14 protein-coding genes and 1 pseudogene are annotated in these 15145 nt (G+C 75.0%); 2 read left to right on the forward strand and 13 right to left on the reverse strand.

Annotated features, from left to right (window positions below):
• The 13 genes and pseudogenes from IDM29_RS09235 to pyrR all read right to left on the reverse strand — a co-directional run.
• A pseudogene (locus IDM29_RS09235) lies at positions 1 to 1033 on the reverse strand (primosomal protein N'); the annotation flags it as partial.
• Positions 1034 to 1096: 63 nt separating this feature from the next.
• Positions 1097 to 2305 (reverse strand): methionine adenosyltransferase, encoded by a 1209-nt coding sequence (gene metK, locus IDM29_RS09240; RefSeq protein WP_182111165.1) that lies wholly within the window; start codon positions 2303 to 2305, stop codon positions 1097 to 1099.
• Positions 2306 to 2309: 4 nt separating this feature from the next.
• Positions 2310 to 3548 (reverse strand): bifunctional phosphopantothenoylcysteine decarboxylase/phosphopantothenate--cysteine ligase CoaBC, encoded by a 1239-nt coding sequence (gene coaBC, locus IDM29_RS09245; RefSeq protein ID WP_182111166.1) that lies wholly within the window; start codon positions 3546 to 3548, stop codon positions 2310 to 2312.
• Between the two features lie 44 nt (positions 3549 to 3592).
• The gene (gene rpoZ / locus IDM29_RS09250) at positions 3593 to 3856 is read right to left on the reverse strand and encodes a DNA-directed RNA polymerase subunit omega (RefSeq protein WP_182111167.1); all 264 of its coding nucleotides are present in this window, start codon (positions 3854 to 3856) and stop codon (positions 3593 to 3595) included.
• Between the two features lie 157 nt (positions 3857 to 4013).
• A complete protein-coding gene (gene gmk / locus IDM29_RS09255; protein ID WP_255491513.1) occupies positions 4014 to 4586 on the reverse strand; it encodes a guanylate kinase in 573 nt (190 codons plus the stop codon).
• An 8-nt stretch (positions 4587 to 4594) separates the two neighbouring features.
• Entirely contained in the window at positions 4595 to 4906 is a 312-nt protein-coding gene (gene mihF / locus IDM29_RS09260) for an integration host factor, actinobacterial type (RefSeq protein WP_182111168.1), read from the reverse strand.
• A 96-nt stretch (positions 4907 to 5002) separates the two neighbouring features.
• Positions 5003 to 5920, reverse strand: coding sequence for an orotidine-5'-phosphate decarboxylase (pyrF, locus tag IDM29_RS09265; protein ID WP_370525706.1), 918 nt, complete (start codon positions 5918 to 5920; stop codon positions 5003 to 5005).
• Positions 5917 to 9264, reverse strand: a complete 3348-nt coding sequence (gene carB / locus IDM29_RS09270; protein WP_182111169.1) for a carbamoyl-phosphate synthase large subunit — start codon at positions 9262 to 9264, stop codon at positions 5917 to 5919. The genes pyrF and carB overlap by 4 nt, the downstream gene beginning before the upstream one ends.
• On the reverse strand, positions 9248 to 10492 hold the full coding sequence (gene carA, locus IDM29_RS09275; protein WP_182111170.1) for a glutamine-hydrolyzing carbamoyl-phosphate synthase small subunit: 1245 nt from the start codon (positions 10490 to 10492) through the stop codon (positions 9248 to 9250). Before carA ends, carB begins: the two co-directional genes overlap by 17 nt.
• Positions 10489 to 11139 (reverse strand): hypothetical protein, encoded by a 651-nt coding sequence (locus tag IDM29_RS09280; protein WP_182111171.1) that lies wholly within the window; start codon positions 11137 to 11139, stop codon positions 10489 to 10491. Before IDM29_RS09280 ends, carA begins: the two co-directional genes overlap by 4 nt.
• On the reverse strand, positions 11136 to 12479 hold the full coding sequence (locus tag IDM29_RS09285; RefSeq protein WP_182111172.1) for a dihydroorotase: 1344 nt from the start codon (positions 12477 to 12479) through the stop codon (positions 11136 to 11138). Before IDM29_RS09285 ends, IDM29_RS09280 begins: the two co-directional genes overlap by 4 nt.
• The gene (locus IDM29_RS09290) at positions 12476 to 13465 is read right to left on the reverse strand and encodes an aspartate carbamoyltransferase catalytic subunit (protein ID WP_182111173.1); all 990 of its coding nucleotides are present in this window, start codon (positions 13463 to 13465) and stop codon (positions 12476 to 12478) included. The genes IDM29_RS09285 and IDM29_RS09290 overlap by 4 nt, the downstream gene beginning before the upstream one ends.
• Positions 13462 to 14088 carry a bifunctional pyr operon transcriptional regulator/uracil phosphoribosyltransferase PyrR gene (gene pyrR, locus IDM29_RS09295; protein WP_182111174.1) on the reverse strand — a complete coding sequence of 209 codons (627 nt, stop codon included), beginning with the start codon at positions 14086 to 14088 and terminating at the stop codon, positions 13462 to 13464. Before pyrR ends, IDM29_RS09290 begins: the two co-directional genes overlap by 4 nt.
• 167 nt (positions 14089 to 14255) lie before the next feature.
• Between pyrR and IDM29_RS09300 the strand changes: the two genes are divergently transcribed.
• Positions 14256 to 14867 carry an alpha/beta family hydrolase gene (locus IDM29_RS09300; protein WP_182111175.1) on the forward strand — a complete coding sequence of 204 codons (612 nt, stop codon included), beginning with the start codon at positions 14256 to 14258 and terminating at the stop codon, positions 14865 to 14867.
• A gap of 36 nt (positions 14868 to 14903) precedes the next feature.
• The coding region (locus IDM29_RS09305) for a hypothetical protein (protein ID WP_188037445.1) at positions 14904 to 15145 on the forward strand (242 nt) is incomplete at its 3' end.

A 15145-nucleotide genomic window follows, 5' to 3' on the forward strand; every position in this document is an offset into this window, starting at 1 on the left:
GGCGCTGGCTCGTGACCGACCGGACGTAGCCGCCCACGAGCATCGCCGCGCCCTCCAGGTCGGCGCGCACGGCGAGGACCTCGCGCGCGTGGGGGTAGGGCGCGCGCGGCTCGGCGTGCAGTCCGTCGGCGTCGTCCCAGCACACGACGAGCCCGAGGTCCGAGACGGGGGCGAGCGCCGCCGCGCGGGTGCCCACGACGACGTCGGCCAGGCCCCGGCTCACCGCGAGGAACGCGCGGTAGCGCGCCGCGGGACCGTCGTCGGCGAGCAGCCGGACGCGGCCGGACCCCGCTCCCGGCGCCCACGCCGCGACGCCCGCGGCCTCCAGGGCGCGCTCGAGGACCTCGACGTCGGCGCCCGACGGGACGACGACGAGCGCCCCGCGTCCCCCCGCCCGCGCCGCCACGACGGCAGCGGCGATGTCGCGCGCCCACCCCGTCCCGTGCCCCGAGGGGAGGGCCTGCCAGACCGCGCGCGGCGACTCCCCCGTCGCGACGCGCCGCAGGAACGCCGTGCCGCCGGGCAGCTGCGGCCACGAGCCCGTCGCCGTGTCGTCCGCGGCCCGTGCCGACGGCTCCGGCGCCGGCCACTCCTCCTGCTCGACGCGGGCGTGACGCGGCGGCACGGCCAGGCGCAGGACTTCGGCCAGCGTCCCCGCGTACCGGCGTGCGACAGCGGTCGCGGCGGCGAGGACCGCCGGGGTCAGCACGACCTCGGGCGACACGACGCGGCGCAGCGGCACCAGCTCGCCGTCGTGCTGGGCCTCGGGCCGGCGCTCGAGCACGAAGCCGTCGACGTCCTGCCCGGAGAAGCGCACCCGCACCCGGACGCCGGGCCGCGCCGCCGCGGACATCGCCTCGGGCACCGCGTACTCGAACGGCCGGTCCAGGTGCGGCTGGGAGCGGTCGACGGCGACGAGAGCCACGGGGTCCACCGCGGCGAGCTCGCCCGGGGTCCGGCGGCGCGGGCGCCGCGGCGCGGGCAGGCCCCCGAGCGTCAGCTGGACCCCTGCCTCCTCCGCCACGCCGCTCATCCCATCACGAGCGACCGACACCCCGGTGCCGTCCCCAGGGGTGGTGTGCGGAGGCCGTCGCGGTCAGGACAGCGCGGAGTGCAGGTCGAGGACGCGGTCCGTGCGCTCCCAGGTGAAGTCCGCCACCTCGCGGCCGAAGTGCCCGTAGGCGGCGGTCCGCGAGTAGATGGGCCGGAGCAGGTCGAGGTCGCGCACGATCGCGCCCGGGCGCAGGTCGAAGACCTCGCGGATCGCCGCCGTCAGGCGCCCGACCGGGACGGTCTCGGTGCCGAAGGTCTCGACGTACAGGCCCACGGGGTGCGACGCGCCGATGGCGTAGGCGACCTGCACCTCGCACCGCCGCGCCAGCCCGGCGGCCACGACGTTCTTGGCGACCCAGCGCATGGCGTACGCCGCCGAGCGGTCGACCTTCGACGGGTCCTTGCCCGAGAAGGCACCGCCCCCGTGACGCGCCATGCCGCCGTAGGTGTCCACGATGATCTTGCGCCCGGTGAGGCCCGCGTCGCCCTGCGGCCCGCCGATGACGAACTGGCCGGTCGGGTTGACGAGCAGGCGGTGGCCGACCGTGTCGAGCTCGAGCTCCTCGAGGACGGGCGCGACGACGTACTCCGCGATGTCGGGCGCCAGCGTGGCGTCGAGCGAGACGCCCGGGTCGTGCTGGGTGGACAGCACCACCGTGTCCAGCCGCACCGGGCGGTCGCCGTCGTAGCCGATGGTCACCTGGGTCTTGCCGTCGGGACGCAGGTAGTCCAGCGAGCCCTCCTTGCGGACCATCGCCAGTCGCTCCGCGAGGCGGTGCGCGAGCCAGATCGGCAGCGGCATGAGGGACGGGGTGTCGTCGCTGGCGTAGCCGAACATCAGGCCCTGGTCGCCGGCGCCCTGCGCCTCGACCGGGTCGTCGAAGCCGGAGCTGGTCGCGTCCTGCCGCAGCTCCCAGGCCTTGTCGACGCCGGCGGCGATGTCCGGCGACTGCTGGCCGATGGACACCGAGATGCCGCAGGACGCGGCGTCGAACCCGATCGTCGAGGACGTGTAGCCGATCCGGCTGAGCACCTCGCGCACGACCTGCGGGATCTCCACGTACGCCTCGGTGGTCACCTCGCCGGCGACGTGGACCAGGCCGGTGGTGACCATGGTCTCGACCGCCACGCGGGCCGCGGAGTCCTGCGCGAGCATCGCGTCGAGGATGCCGTCGGAGATCTGGTCGCAGACCTTGTCGGGATGCCCCTCGGTCACGGACTCGGACGTGAACAGGCGCAGCTCGTCGGTCATGCCGTCAGCCTAGCCGCGCGACGACGGCGTCCAGGAGCGCGTGCGCGACCTCGGCCTTGGTCCCCTGGGCACGGGCGACCTCCTCGCCGCGGGCGTCCAGCACGACGACGTCGTTGTCCGGCGTGCCGAAGCCCCGTCCGGGGCCGACGGCGTTGACCGCCAGCAGGTCGGCGCCCTTGCGCAGGGCCTTGGCGCGTCCGTGCTCGAGCACGTCGCCCGTCGCGTCGCCCGTCTCCGCGGCGAAGCCGACCACGACCTGGCCGGGTCGCAGCCGGTCGGTGACGAGCTCCGCCAGGACGTCGGGGTTCTGCACGAGCTGCAGGGTGGCGCCGTCCGAGCCGCTCTTCTTGAGCTTGTGGTCCGCGACGGTGGCCGGCCGGTAGTCCGCGACCGCGGCCGCCATGACGACCACGTCGGCGGTGCGGGCGGCGCGGCGCACCGCGTCGCGCAGCTCGGCGGTGGTCTCGACGTGCTCGACGCCCACGCCCTCGGGCGCGGGGAGCTCGACGTTGGCCGCCACGAGCGTGACGTCGGCGCCGCGCTCAGCGGCGGCCTTGGCGATCGCCCAGCCCTGCCGGCCGGTCGACCTGTTGCCGAGGAACCGCACCGGGTCCAGCGGCTCGCGCGTGCCCCCGGCGGAGACGACGACGCGCCTACCCGCGAGGTCGAGCGGCGCGCGGCGGTCGTCCGGCCGTGAGGCTGCCCCGTGACGGTCGGCACCCTCGACGAGCGCCAGCGCCGCCGCCGCGATCGCAGCCGGCTCCGGCAGCCGCCCCGGGCCGGTGTCGGCGCCCGTGAGTCGGCCGGAGTCGGGGTCGAGCACGTGCACGCCCCGGCTGCGCAGGGTGGCGACGTTGGCACGGGTCGCCGGGTGCTCCCACATCTCGGTGTGCATCGCGGGCGCGAGCAGGACGGGGCAGCGCGCCGTGAGCAGCACGGCGGTGAGCAGGTCGTCGCTGCGACCGGCGGCCGCTCGCGCGAGCAGGTCGGCGGTGGCCGGGGCGACCACCACGAGCTCCGCCTCGCGGCCGATGGCGACGTGCTCGACGGCCTCGACCCGCTCGAAGACCCCCGCCGTGACGGGGTGGCCCGAGAGCGCCTCCCAGGTCGCCCGCCCGACGAACTCGAGCGACGAGGGCGTGGGCACGACGCGCACGTCGTGCCCCGCCTCCGTGAGCAGGCGCAGGAGCAGGGCGGCCTTGTACGCCGCGATGCCGGCGCTGACGCCGAGGACGATCCGCACGCCCCGCTCCCGATGTCTCGTGCCGCCCGCGGACGACGAAGCGCTCAGCCCTCGGTGGGCGTGACGGTCAGGAGGCCGGCGTTGATCTCGCGCATCGCGATCGAGAGCGCCTTCTCCTGGTGGCGCGCCTCGACGAGCGGGCCCACGTACTCCAGCAGGCCCTCGTTGAGCTGCGAGTAGTACGCGTTGATCTGGCGCGCGCGCTTCGCGGAGTAGATGACGAGGGCGTACTTCGAGTCGGCGGCCGCGAGCAGCTCGTCGATCGGCGGGTCGGTGATGCCCTCGGGTGCGGCGACGGTTCCGGCCATGTCTAGCTCCGTGTTCTCTCGGCTGTGCGTCCCGGCGCAGCGTGGCGCGTGCGGGTCCTGGCTGACGATCGTGGGGTCCGCGGGCGGCTGACGTCGCAGCTCCCCCGGCGGGACGAGGCCCGCCGGTGCGACGGCACACGGTGGGCGACGGCCCATCCTACCTCGGCGTCAGTCCCATGACCTCGACCAGCTCGTCCGTCGCGCGCCGGACGTCGTCGTTCACGATGACGTGGTCGAACTCGCTCTCCGCGGCGAGCTCCACCTTGGCCGTCGTGAGGCGGCGCTCGCGCTCCTCCGCGTCCTCGGTGCCGCGGCCGACCAGGCGGCGCACGAGCTCCTCCCACGAGGGCGGCGCGAGGAAGACGAAGCGCGCCTCCGGCATCGCGAGCCGCACCTGGCGGGCACCGGCGAGGTCGATCTCGAGGAGCGCGGGCCGACCCGCGGCGAGCTGCTCGAGGACCGGACCGCGCGGCGTGCCGTAGCTGTTGCGCCCGTGGACGACGGCCCACTCGAGCAGCTCGCCCTTGGCGACCATCTCGGCGAAGGCCTCGGGACCGACGAAGTGGTAGTGGACGCCGTCGATCTCCCCGGGTCGCGGGGCGCGCGTCGTCGCGGACACCGAGAGCCACACCTCGGGGTAGCGGGCACGGATGTCGGCGGAGACGGTGCCCTTGCCGACGGCGGTGGGGCCGGCGAGGACGGTCAGGCGTGCGGGTGACGTGTCGGTCAAGGCGTCGATCAGCCGAACCGCTCGATGAGCGCCTGCGCCTGGTGCGGGCCCAGGCCGCGCAGGCGGCGCGTCTCGGAGATCCCGATGTCGGCCATGATCGCGCGGGCCTTGACCTTGCCGACGCCCGGCAGGGACTCCAGGAGGGCGGAGACCTTGAGCTTGCCGATCACGTCGTCGGTGCGGCCCTGCTCGATCACCTCGGCGAGGGAGCCCTGGGAGTACTTGAGGCGGTTCTTCACCTCGGCACGCGCCTGGCGCGCGGCGGCGGCCTTCTCGAGCGCTGCAGCGCGCTGCTCAGGAGTCAGCGGGGGTAGGGCCACGCGTGGTCACCTTCTTCGCGGAGGGAGGAGTCCCGGATCGCGTCGAACCTAGCGATCTCGGAGGGTCAGGGCAATCGGCGCTGGTCAGCGCCGGGCTCAGCGCAGCGCGGCGGCCACCTCGTCGACGGTCCGCGCGGTCGCGGCGCGCAGCCCGGCCGCGTCGGGGCCGGCCCGCAGGACGGCGCGCGACGTCGAGACCAGGACCTGGGCCCTGGCGGCGCCGAACGCCGCCAGCTCCGCGGCACCGGCCCCCTGGGCACCGAACCCCGGCGCGAGGAGGGGGCCGCGGACGCCCGCGAGGTCGATGCCGAGCCGCTCAGCCGCCGGCGCGACCGTGGCTCCCACGACCAGTCCGACGGAGCCGAGGCCCGCGCCCGTGCCCGCCGTGGCGAGCTCCGCGGCGTTGAGGGCGCCCGCGTGCGCCGCGACGACGCCGGCGACGGACGCGGCGCTCCCGTCCGGATCGGCCGCGGCGGCGTGCTGGACCTCGGCGCCCTCCGGGTTGGAGGTGAGCGCGAGCACGAACAGGCCCCGGCCGTCGGCGGCGGCGCGCGTGACGGCGGGTGCGAGCGACCCGAATCCGAGGTAGGGGCTCACGGTGAGCGCGTCCCCGGCGAGCGGCGACCCGTCACGCAGGAAGGCGTCGGCGTAGCCGGCCATGGTCGAGCCGATGTCGCCGCGCTTGGCGTCGACCACCAGCTGCGTGCCGGAGCCCGCGGCCATCGCGACGACCTCCTCGAGCACGGCCACGCCCCGCGAGCCGTGCCGCTCGAAGAAGGCCGCCTGGGGCTTGAGCGCGGCGACCCGGCCCAGGAGCGCCTCCGTCACCGTGAGGGCGAACCGGCGCAGGCCCTCGGCGTCGTCCGTCAGCCCCCACTCGGCCAGCAGCCCGGCGTGGGGGTCGATCCCGACGCAGACGGGCCCGTGCTCGGCCATGGCGGCGGCGAGCCGCGCGCCGAAGCGCGGCCGGCCCGACGTCGTGCCGCCCTCCGCCCCCGGCACCGCGGCCGTCACCGCTGGACCGCGAGGACCGCGTCGCGCAGCTCGAGCCGGTGGTCCTGCAGGCTGCGGACGGCGAAGGGGCCGGCGCGCAGCGACTCGATGCCCTGCACGGCGGCCGCGAGCTGCTGGACGGTCGTGACGATCGCCTTGTCGGCCGCGACGGTCGCCGTGCGGATCTCGTACCCGTCCGCGCGGGCGCCCTGACCCGACGGCGTGTTCACGACCATGGCGACCTCTCCGGCCACGATGAGGTCGACGATCGTCGGCTCCCCCTGGGGCCCGCGTCCCGCCGAGTGCTTGCGGACCACGGTGGACGCGATGCCGTTGCGCTGCAGCACCGCCGCCGTGCCCTCGGTGGCGAGGATCTCGAAGCCCAGCTCGCTGAGCCGCTTGACCGGGAACGTGATCGAGCGCTTGTCCCGGTCCGCGACCGAGATGAACACGCGGCCCGACGTCGGCAGCCCGCCGAAGGCCGCGGCCTGCGACTTGGCGAACGCCGTCGGGAAGTCGACGTCGAACCCCATGACCTCGCCCGTCGACCGCATCTCCGGGCCCAGGACGGTGTCCACGACCGCGCCGGCCGCGGTGCGGAACCGCTTGAAGGGCAGGACGGCCTCCTTGACCGCGATCGGCGCGTCGAGGCCGAGCGTCCCGCCGTCGCCCGTGGCCGGCAGCACGCCGTCGGCCCGCAGCTCCGCGATGGTCCGGCCCGCCATGAGCAGCGCCGCGGCCTTGGCCAGCGGGACGCCGGTCGCCTTGGCGACGAAGGGCACCGTGCGCGAGGCGCGCGGGTTGGCCTCCAGGACGTAGAGCACGTCGGAGACGAGGGCGAACTGCACGTTGATCAGGCCCCGGACACCGACGCCGCGCGCGATCGCCTCGGTGGAGACGCGGATGCGGTCGAGCTCGGAGCGCGAGACGGTCACGGGGGGCAGCACGCACGCGGAGTCGCCCGAGTGGATGCCGGCCTCCTCGATGTGCTCCATGACGCCGCCGAGGTAGAGCTCGGTGCCGTCGTAGAGCGCGTCGACGTCGAGCTCGATCGCGTCGTCGAGGAAGCGGTCGATGAGCAGCGGTGGGATCTGCGCCGTGGGTCCGCTCACGGACCGGGCGGCCTCGATCGCGCGGTCGACGTACTCGGCGAGCTGGCCGTCGGAGTAGACGATCTCCATGCCGCGCCCGCCCAGCACGTACGAGGGCCGCACGAGCACCGGGTAGCCGATGCGCTGCGCGATCTGCGTCGCCTCGGCGAGCGTCCGGGCGGTGCCGAACGCGGGGGCCGGCAGGCCGGCGTCCGCGAGGACCCGGCCGAAGACGCCGCGGTCCTCGGCGGCGTCGATCGCGGCGGGCGGGGTACCGAGGATCGGCAGGCCGGCGTCCTGGAGCCGCTGCGCGAGCGCGAGCGGCGTCTGCCCGCCGAGCTGCACGATGAGCCCCGCCACGGGCCCGACGGCGAGCTCGGCCTGGTAGACCTCGAGCACGTCCTCGAACGTCAGCGGCTCGAAGTAGAGCCGGTCGGAGGTGTCGTAGTCGGTCGAGACCGTCTCGGGGTTGCAGTTGACCATGACGGTCTCGTACTCGCCCCGCAGCGCGAGCGCGGCGTGCACGCACGAGTAGTCGAACTCGATCCCCTGGCCGATCCGGTTGGGGCCGGAGCCGAGGATGAGGATCGCGGGCCGCTCGCGCGGCCGCACCTCCGTCTCCTCGTCGTAGGAGGAGTAGTGGTAGGGCGTGCGCGCCGCGAACTCGGCGGCGCAGGTGTCGACGGTCTTGAACACCGGGCGCAGGCCGAGCGCGTGGCGCAGCTGGCGCACGGTCTCCTCCCCCAGGCCGCGCAGCGCGGCGATCTGGACGTCCGACAGGCCGTGGCGCTTCGCTCGGCGGAGCAGCTCCACGCCCAGCTCGGGCGCCGTGGCCACCTCGTCCGCGATCTCGTTGACGAGCACGAGCTGGTCGAGGAACCACGGGTCGATGCCCGTGGCCGCGTAGACCTGCTCCACCGTGGCGCCGCCGTCGCGCCCGACCGAGCGCAGCGCCTGCTGGACCTGCACCAGGCGCTCCTCGGTGGGCACCGCGATCGTCGCGAGCAGGGCCTCGAGCTCGGTGCCGGTCGGGGTCGGCCCGTCCCAGTGGAACGTCGAGCCGGACTTGTCGATCGAGCGCATCGCCTTGCCGAGCGCCTCGGCGAAGTTGCGGCCCATCGCCATCGCCTCGCCGACCGACTTCATGGTCGTGGTGAGGGTCGCGTCCGCCGCCGGGAACTTCTCGAACGCGAAGCGCGGCACCTTGACGACCACGTAGTCGAGCGACGGCTCGAACGACGCCGGCGTCGAGCCGGTGATGTCGTTGGGGATCTCGTCGAGGGTGTAGCCGACGGCGAGCCGCGCGGCGATCTTCGCGATCGGGAAGCCGGTCGCCTTGGACGCGAGGGCGGAGGACCGCGAGACGCGCGGGTTCATCTCGATGACCACGACGCGGCCGGTCTGCGGGTCGACCGCGAACTGGACGTTGCAGCCGCCGGTGTCGACGCCGACCTCGCGGATGATGGCGATGCCGATGTCGCGCAGCCGCTGGTACTCGCGGTCCGTGAGCGTCAGCGCGGGGGCGACCGTGACGGAGTCGCCCGTGTGCACGCCGACCGGGTCGACGTTCTCGATCGAGCAGACGACGACCACGTTGTCCGCGTGGTCGCGCATGAGCTCGAGCTCGAACTCCTTCCACCCGAGGATCGACTCCTCGAGCAGCACCTCCGTCGTCGGCGAGTAGTGGAGCCCCGCGCCGGCGATCTGGCGCAGCTGCGTCTCGTCGTACGCGATGCCCGAGCCGAGCCCGCCCATGGTGAACGAGGGCCGCACGACGAGCGGGTAGCCGAGGTCGGCGGCCGCCGCCAGCGCCTCGTCGAGGGTGTGCGCGATGAAGGACCGGGCGCTCTCGGCGCCGCACCGCTCGACGACCTCCTTGAAGGCCTGACGGTCCTCGGCGAGGTGGATCGACGCGGTGTTGACGCCGATCATCTCCACGCCGAACCGCTCGAGCACCCCGGCCTCGTCGAGCGCGATGGCCGTGTTGAGGGCGGTCTGGCCGCCCAGGGTCGGCAGGATCGCGTCGGGCCGCTCCTTCTCGATGATCGACGCGACGACGTCGGGGGTGATCGGCTCGATGTAGGTCGCGTCCGCGAACTCCGGGTCCGTCATGATCGTGGCCGGGTTCGAGTTCACGAGGATGACGCGCAGGCCCTCGGCCCGCAGCACACGGCAGGCCTGGGTGCCCGAGTAGTCGAACTCCGCGGCCTGCCCGATGACGATCGGCCCGGAGCCGATGACCAGGACGCTGGAGATGTCAGAGCGACGGGGCATCGGGGGCGTGCTCCTCGTGGGTCGGGGCGGCGTGGTCGGCCGTGGCGCGGTCGGTGACCGAGCCGGTGGTCATGAGCTCGACGAACCGGTCGAACAGGTAGCCGGCGTCGTGCGGGCCCGCGGCGGCCTCGGGGTGGTACTGCACCGAGAACGCGGGCAGGTCGAGGCACTCGAGCCCCTCGACGACGTCGTCGTTGAGCGCGACGTGCGAGACCGTCACGCGGCCGTAGCGGCCGCCGTCGTGGGGGGCGGTGGACTCCCCGTCGAGCGGCGCGTCCACCGCGAAGCCGTGGTTGTGCGCGGTGATCTCGACCTTGCGCGTGCGCCGGTCCATGACCGGCTGGTTCACCCCGCGGTGGCCGTAGGTGAGCTTGTACGTGCCGTAGCCCAGCGCGCGGCCCAGGAGCTGGTTGCCGTAGCAGATGCCGAAGAACGGGATCCGCCGGTCGAGCACGTCGCGCAGCAGCTCGATCTCGTGCGTCGCCGCGGCCGGGTCGCCCGGGCCGTTGGAGAAGAAGACGCCGTCGGGCTCCAGCGCGAGGACGTCCTGCGTCGTGGCCGTGGCCGGCAGGACGTGGGTGCGGATGCCGCGCTCGGCGAGCCGCTGCGGCGTCATCGACTTGATGCCGAGGTCGATCGCCACGACCGTCGCGACCGGCTCGGCGCCGCTCGCGGGTCCTCGCACCGGCTCGACGGTGTAGGGCTCGGTCACCGAGACCTCGCTCGCCAGGTCCGCGCCGTGCATCGCGGGTGCGGAGGCGACCTCGTCGAGCAGGTCCTGCTCCGCCCGGCGGCGGCCCGACGCGTCCACGAGGGCCTCACCGGAGAAGATGCCCGCGCGCATGACGCCGCGCTCGCGCAGGTGGCGGGTGAGGGCGCGGGTGTCGATGTCGCTGATGCCGACGACCCCCTCGGCGCGCAGCGCGTCGTCCAGCGTGCGTCGCGAGCGCCAGCTCGACGGCCGGATCGCGGGGTCGCGCACGACGTACCCGGCGACCCAGATGCGCGTGGACTCCGGGTCCTCGTCGTTCATGCCGGTGTTGCCGACGTGCGGCGCGGTCATCACGACGATCTGCCGGTGGTACGACGGGTCGGTGAGCGTCTCCTGGTACCCGGTCATCCCGGTGTTGAAGACGATCTCGCCCAGGGTGCGGCCCGAGGCGCCGTAGGCCCGGCCGGTGAAGGTCCGGCCGTCCTCGAGGACCAGGACGGCGGTCTGGTCGGTCATCGGTTCTCCTCGGGCTGTGCGGGCGGTGGTGCGGCGGGCGGGTCCAGCAGCTCGCGCACGGCGGCCGCGAGTCGGTCACGGTCGGCGCGGCGGCGCGGGTACAGCCCCGTGTCGGCGTACAGCGGCGGCCCGTCGCGGTCGCCCGGCTGGGTCTCCCACCGGATCACGACGATGCCCTCGCGGCCGACGACCTTGCCGGCGACGCCCGAGACGAGCTCGACGCCACGGATCGCTGCGCGCGCGATCGCGATGTCCTGCACCGTGGGCCGTTCGATGAGGACGCCGGCGTCGTGCACGTGGACGGTCGCCTGCGACGGACGCCCCATGCCGTACGCGGTGACACGCTCCAGCCACTCCCCCGCAGTCGTGGTCGACACGTAGGTGACCTCGACCGGCTCGGTGCGCGCAGGCCCCCTGTCGCCGTCCGTGTCGTCCGGCTCGACCTCGCGCCACGACTCGAGGGACGCCCCGGGCACCGCAGGACCGATGACCGGGCCGCGACCCCGGGTGGGCGGCGGAAGCGTGCGCGGCGGCTCGGCGACGGCCGCGGCCGACCTCTCCGTCCGGCGCCGCCATCCGCGCAGCATCCCGCGGTACGCGAGGACGACGACGGCCAGCAGGAGCAGGACCGCAAGGAACGTCTTCACGCGACGCCGCCCTGCGCGCCCGCCACGGCGCCCTCGACCGGCTGGCCGTCCAGCACGGTCGGGCGACCCCGCAGGAAGGTGGCGACCACGCGTCCCGCGAGCTCCCGCCCCTCGTACGGTGTGTTGCGGCTCTGGCTCGCGAGGTCGGCCGGGTCGACCGTCCACCGCGCGGCGGGGTCGACCAGCGTGACGTTGGCGGGCTCGCCGACCGCGAGGGGGCGGCCCTGGGCGCGCGCGCCGGTGTCGATCCGCCCGATGCGGGCCGGGGCGACCGACAGGACGCGGGCGACGTCGGCCCAGTCGAGCAGGCCGGTCTCGACCATCGTCGTCTGCACGACCGACAGCGCCGTCTCCAGGCCCGTCATGCCGAACGCGGCCGCGGCCCACTCGCAGTCCTTGTCCTCGCGCGTGTGCGGCGCGTGGTCCGTCGCGACGACGTCGATCGTGCCGTCGGCGAGGCCGGTGCGCACCGCCAGGACGTCCTCGTCCGTCCGCAGCGGCGGGTTGACCTTGTACAGCGGGTCGTAGGTGCGGGCGAGCTCGTCGGTCAGCAGCAGGTGGTGCGGCGTGACCTCGGCCGTCACGTGGATGCCCCGGGACTTGGCCCACCGCAGGATCTCGACCGACCCGGCCGTCGACAGGTGGCACACGTGCAGGCGCGAGCCGACGTGCTCGGCGAGCAGCACGTCCCGCGCGATGATCGCCTCCTCCGCGACCGCGGGCCAGCCCGCGAGGCCGACCTCGGCCGAGACGCGGCCCTCGTGCATCTGGGCGCCGGCCGTGAGCCGGGGCTCCTGCGCGTGCTGCGCGATGACGCCGTCGAACGCCTTGACGTACTCCAGGGCACGGCGCATGAGGACGGGGTCGTGGACGCACTTGCCGTCGTCGGAGAACACCCGCACGCGCGCCGCCGAGTGCGCCATCGCGCCGAGCTCGGCGAGCTGCTCGCCCGCGAGGCCGACGCTGACGGCGCCGACCGGCAGCACGTCCGCCCAGCCTGCGTCGCGTCCCAGGCGCCAGACCTGCTCGACGACGCCGGCGGTGTCGGCCACGGGTGAGGTGTTCGCCATCGCGTGCACGGCCGTGAACCCGCCGAGGGCCGCGGCGCGGGTGCCGGACGCGACCGTCTCGGCGTCCTCGCGGCCGGGCTCGCGCAGGTGGGTGTGCAGGTCGACGAGGCCCGGGAGGGCGACGAGCCCCTCACCGTCGACGACGACGGCGGACCCCGCCTCGCGCGCCGCGTCGGCGCCCGTGGCCACGATCCGGCCGTCCGCGAGCAGGAGGTCGGTCACGGGTCCGCCGAGCGGCGCGACCCCGCGCAGCAGGTGGGGGGCGCTCATGCGGTCTCCTTCTCCTTGGCGAGCAGCAGGTACAGCACGGCCATCCGCACGGCGACGCCGTTGGCGACCTGCTCGACGATGACCGCGCGCGGCGAGTCCGCCGCGTCGGCCGAGATCTCCAGGCCCCGGTTCATCGGGCCGGGGTGCAGCACGATCGCGTGCTCGGGGAGCATCGCGAGGCGCCGCGCGTCCAGCCCGTAGGCCCGCGTGTACTCGAGCGGGCTCGGGAAGAACCCGGTCGCGCCGGCACCCGTGCCGTCCCCGCCCATCCTCTCGCGCTGGACGCGGAGCATCATGATCGCGTCCGGCTGCTGGTCCGCGATGACCTCGTCCAGGTGGTACGACGTCGTGCTGGTCCACGCGTCGGCACCGACGGGCACCAGGGTGGGCGGCGCGACGAGCGTGACGCGCGCGCCGAGGGTGTGCAGGAGGTTGACGTTCGACCGCGCGACCCGCGAGTGCAGCACGTCCCCCACGATCGCCACGTGGAGGCCGGCGAGGTCGCGGCCCACGCCGTCGGGGTTCTGCGCGTCGCCGACGAGGTGGCGGCGCAGCGTGAAGGCGTCCAGGAGCGCCTGCGTGGGGTGCTGGTGCGTGCCGTCGCCGGCGTTGATGACGGCGCCGTCCACCCAGCCGGAGTGGGCCAGGCGGTGCGGCGCCCCCGACGCCTGGTGGCGGATGACGACGGCGTCGGCACCCATGGCCTGCAGGGTGAGCGCCGTGTCCTTGAGGGACTCGCCCTTGGAGACGCTCGAGCCCTTGGCCGAGAAGTTGATGACGTCGGCCGAGAGCCGCTTCGCCGCGGCCTCGAAGGAGATGCGGGTGCGCGTGGAGTCCTCGAAGAAGAGGTTGACGACCGTGCGGCCACGCAGCGTGGGCAGCTTCTTGATCTCGCGCCCCTGGGTGGCCGCCATCTGCGAGGCCGTGTCGAGCAGGTGGACGGCACCGGCGCGGTCGAGGTCCGCGGCGCTGAGGAGGTGCTTCACCGGGACCCCTCCCCCGCGGCGGCGCGGGAGCCGATCCGCACGCCGTCCTCGCCGTCGGTCTCGACGAGCCGCACGCGCACCTGCTCGGTGAGCGACGTCGGCAGGTTCTTGCCGACGTAGTCGGCGCGGATCGGCAGCTCGCGGTGCCCCCGGTCCACCAGGACGGCCAGCTGCACGACGCGCGGGCGGCCGAGGTCGCTCAGGGCGTCGAGGGCGGCGCGGATCGTCCGGCCGGAGAACAGGACGTCGTCCACCAGGACGACCGTCCGGTCGTCGACGCCGCCGGCGGGCAGCTCGGTCGCGCCGATGGTGCGCGTGGGGTGCCGGTGCAGGTCGTCGCGGTACATCGTCACGTCGAGGGCCCCCACGATCGCGCTCGCGTCGACGCCCGGCTCGACCTCCGCGATCTTCGCGGCGAGGCGGTGCGCGAGCGGCAGGCCGCGCGTCGGGATGCCCAGCAGGACGAGCCCGGAGCCGCCCTTGTTGCGTTCGAGGATCTCGTGCGCGATGCGGGTCAGCGCCCGGGCGATCTCGGGTGGCGAGAGCACCTCGGCGCCCGGCGTCGGGGCGGCGGCGTCCGCGGAGGGACGGAGGGCATCGGGCACGGCAGGGCCAGAGGACATCTGGCGACCTCCTTCCCCGCCTCTCAGGACGGGTCTTAAAGGATGTCGGACGCCGCGACACTACCGGACCGCGCACCCCGCCACGCCGTCGCGTCCACCGGCGCGCGGGGCCACGGTGGGCGCGGGGTCCCCGGGCCAGGCCGGGCCGCGGGTGGCAGTCTGGGCGGGTGACGACGTCGACGCCGGCCGGACTCCTGCTCACCCCGGGCTCGGGAGCGAGCCGCGACCACCGGACCCTGCTCGCCGTCGAGGCGGCGCTGGCTCCGTTCCCCGTGCGCCGGGTCGACTTCCCGGGGCGCGCCGCCGGGCGGCGGGGGCCGGAGCGGGCGCCCGTCGCCGTCGCGCACGTGCGGGCCGAGGCCGACCGCTTCGCCGCCGATCTGGGCGTGGACCCGGGCGCGATCGTGCTGGGCGGACGCTCGTTCGGCGGCCGGATGTGCTCGATGGCGCTCGCGGAGGGGCAGCCGGCCGCCGGCCTGGTGCTCCTGTCCTACCCCCTGCACCCGCCCGGCGCGCCGGAGCGGCTGCGGATCGCGCACCTGCCGCACGTCGGCGTGCCGGTGCTGGCGGTCTCGGGTCTGAAGGACCCGTTCGGCACGCCCGAGGAGCTGGTGCGCCACCTTGCCGCGATCCCCGGGCCGGTGACGACGATCTTCGTCCCCGGGGGGCACTCACCCACCGATGACGCCGCCGTCGCGACGGCGGTCGCCGAGTGGCTGCAGGGCCTCGGGGCGGCGGTCTCGCCCGGAGCGGCGGATCCGCGCGCCGGCGGCGGGTGACGCGACGCCGCGCCGTCCCCGGGCCACGATGAGCCCATGCCCCCCACCACGGCCCTGGGTTCCCTGACCGACGACGCCGTCCGCCTCGCCGAGCGGTGGGTCGCCGCGACCGCCGCCGACCAGACCGCGAGCGAGCGGCGCACGACGGGACGCCTCGCGGGCCTCGTCTCGGACCCGGCGGGCCTCGAGCTGGCGGTCCGCTTCGTCGACCGGGTCGCGCGCCCGCAGGACGTCCGCGTCGCGGCGGCCGAGCTCGCCGGGCTCGCCGACCGGGCCTC

Source organism: Actinotalea sp. JY-7885, assembly GCF_014525465.1.
Taxonomy (GTDB): Bacteria; Actinomycetota; Actinomycetes; order Actinomycetales; family Cellulomonadaceae; genus Actinotalea.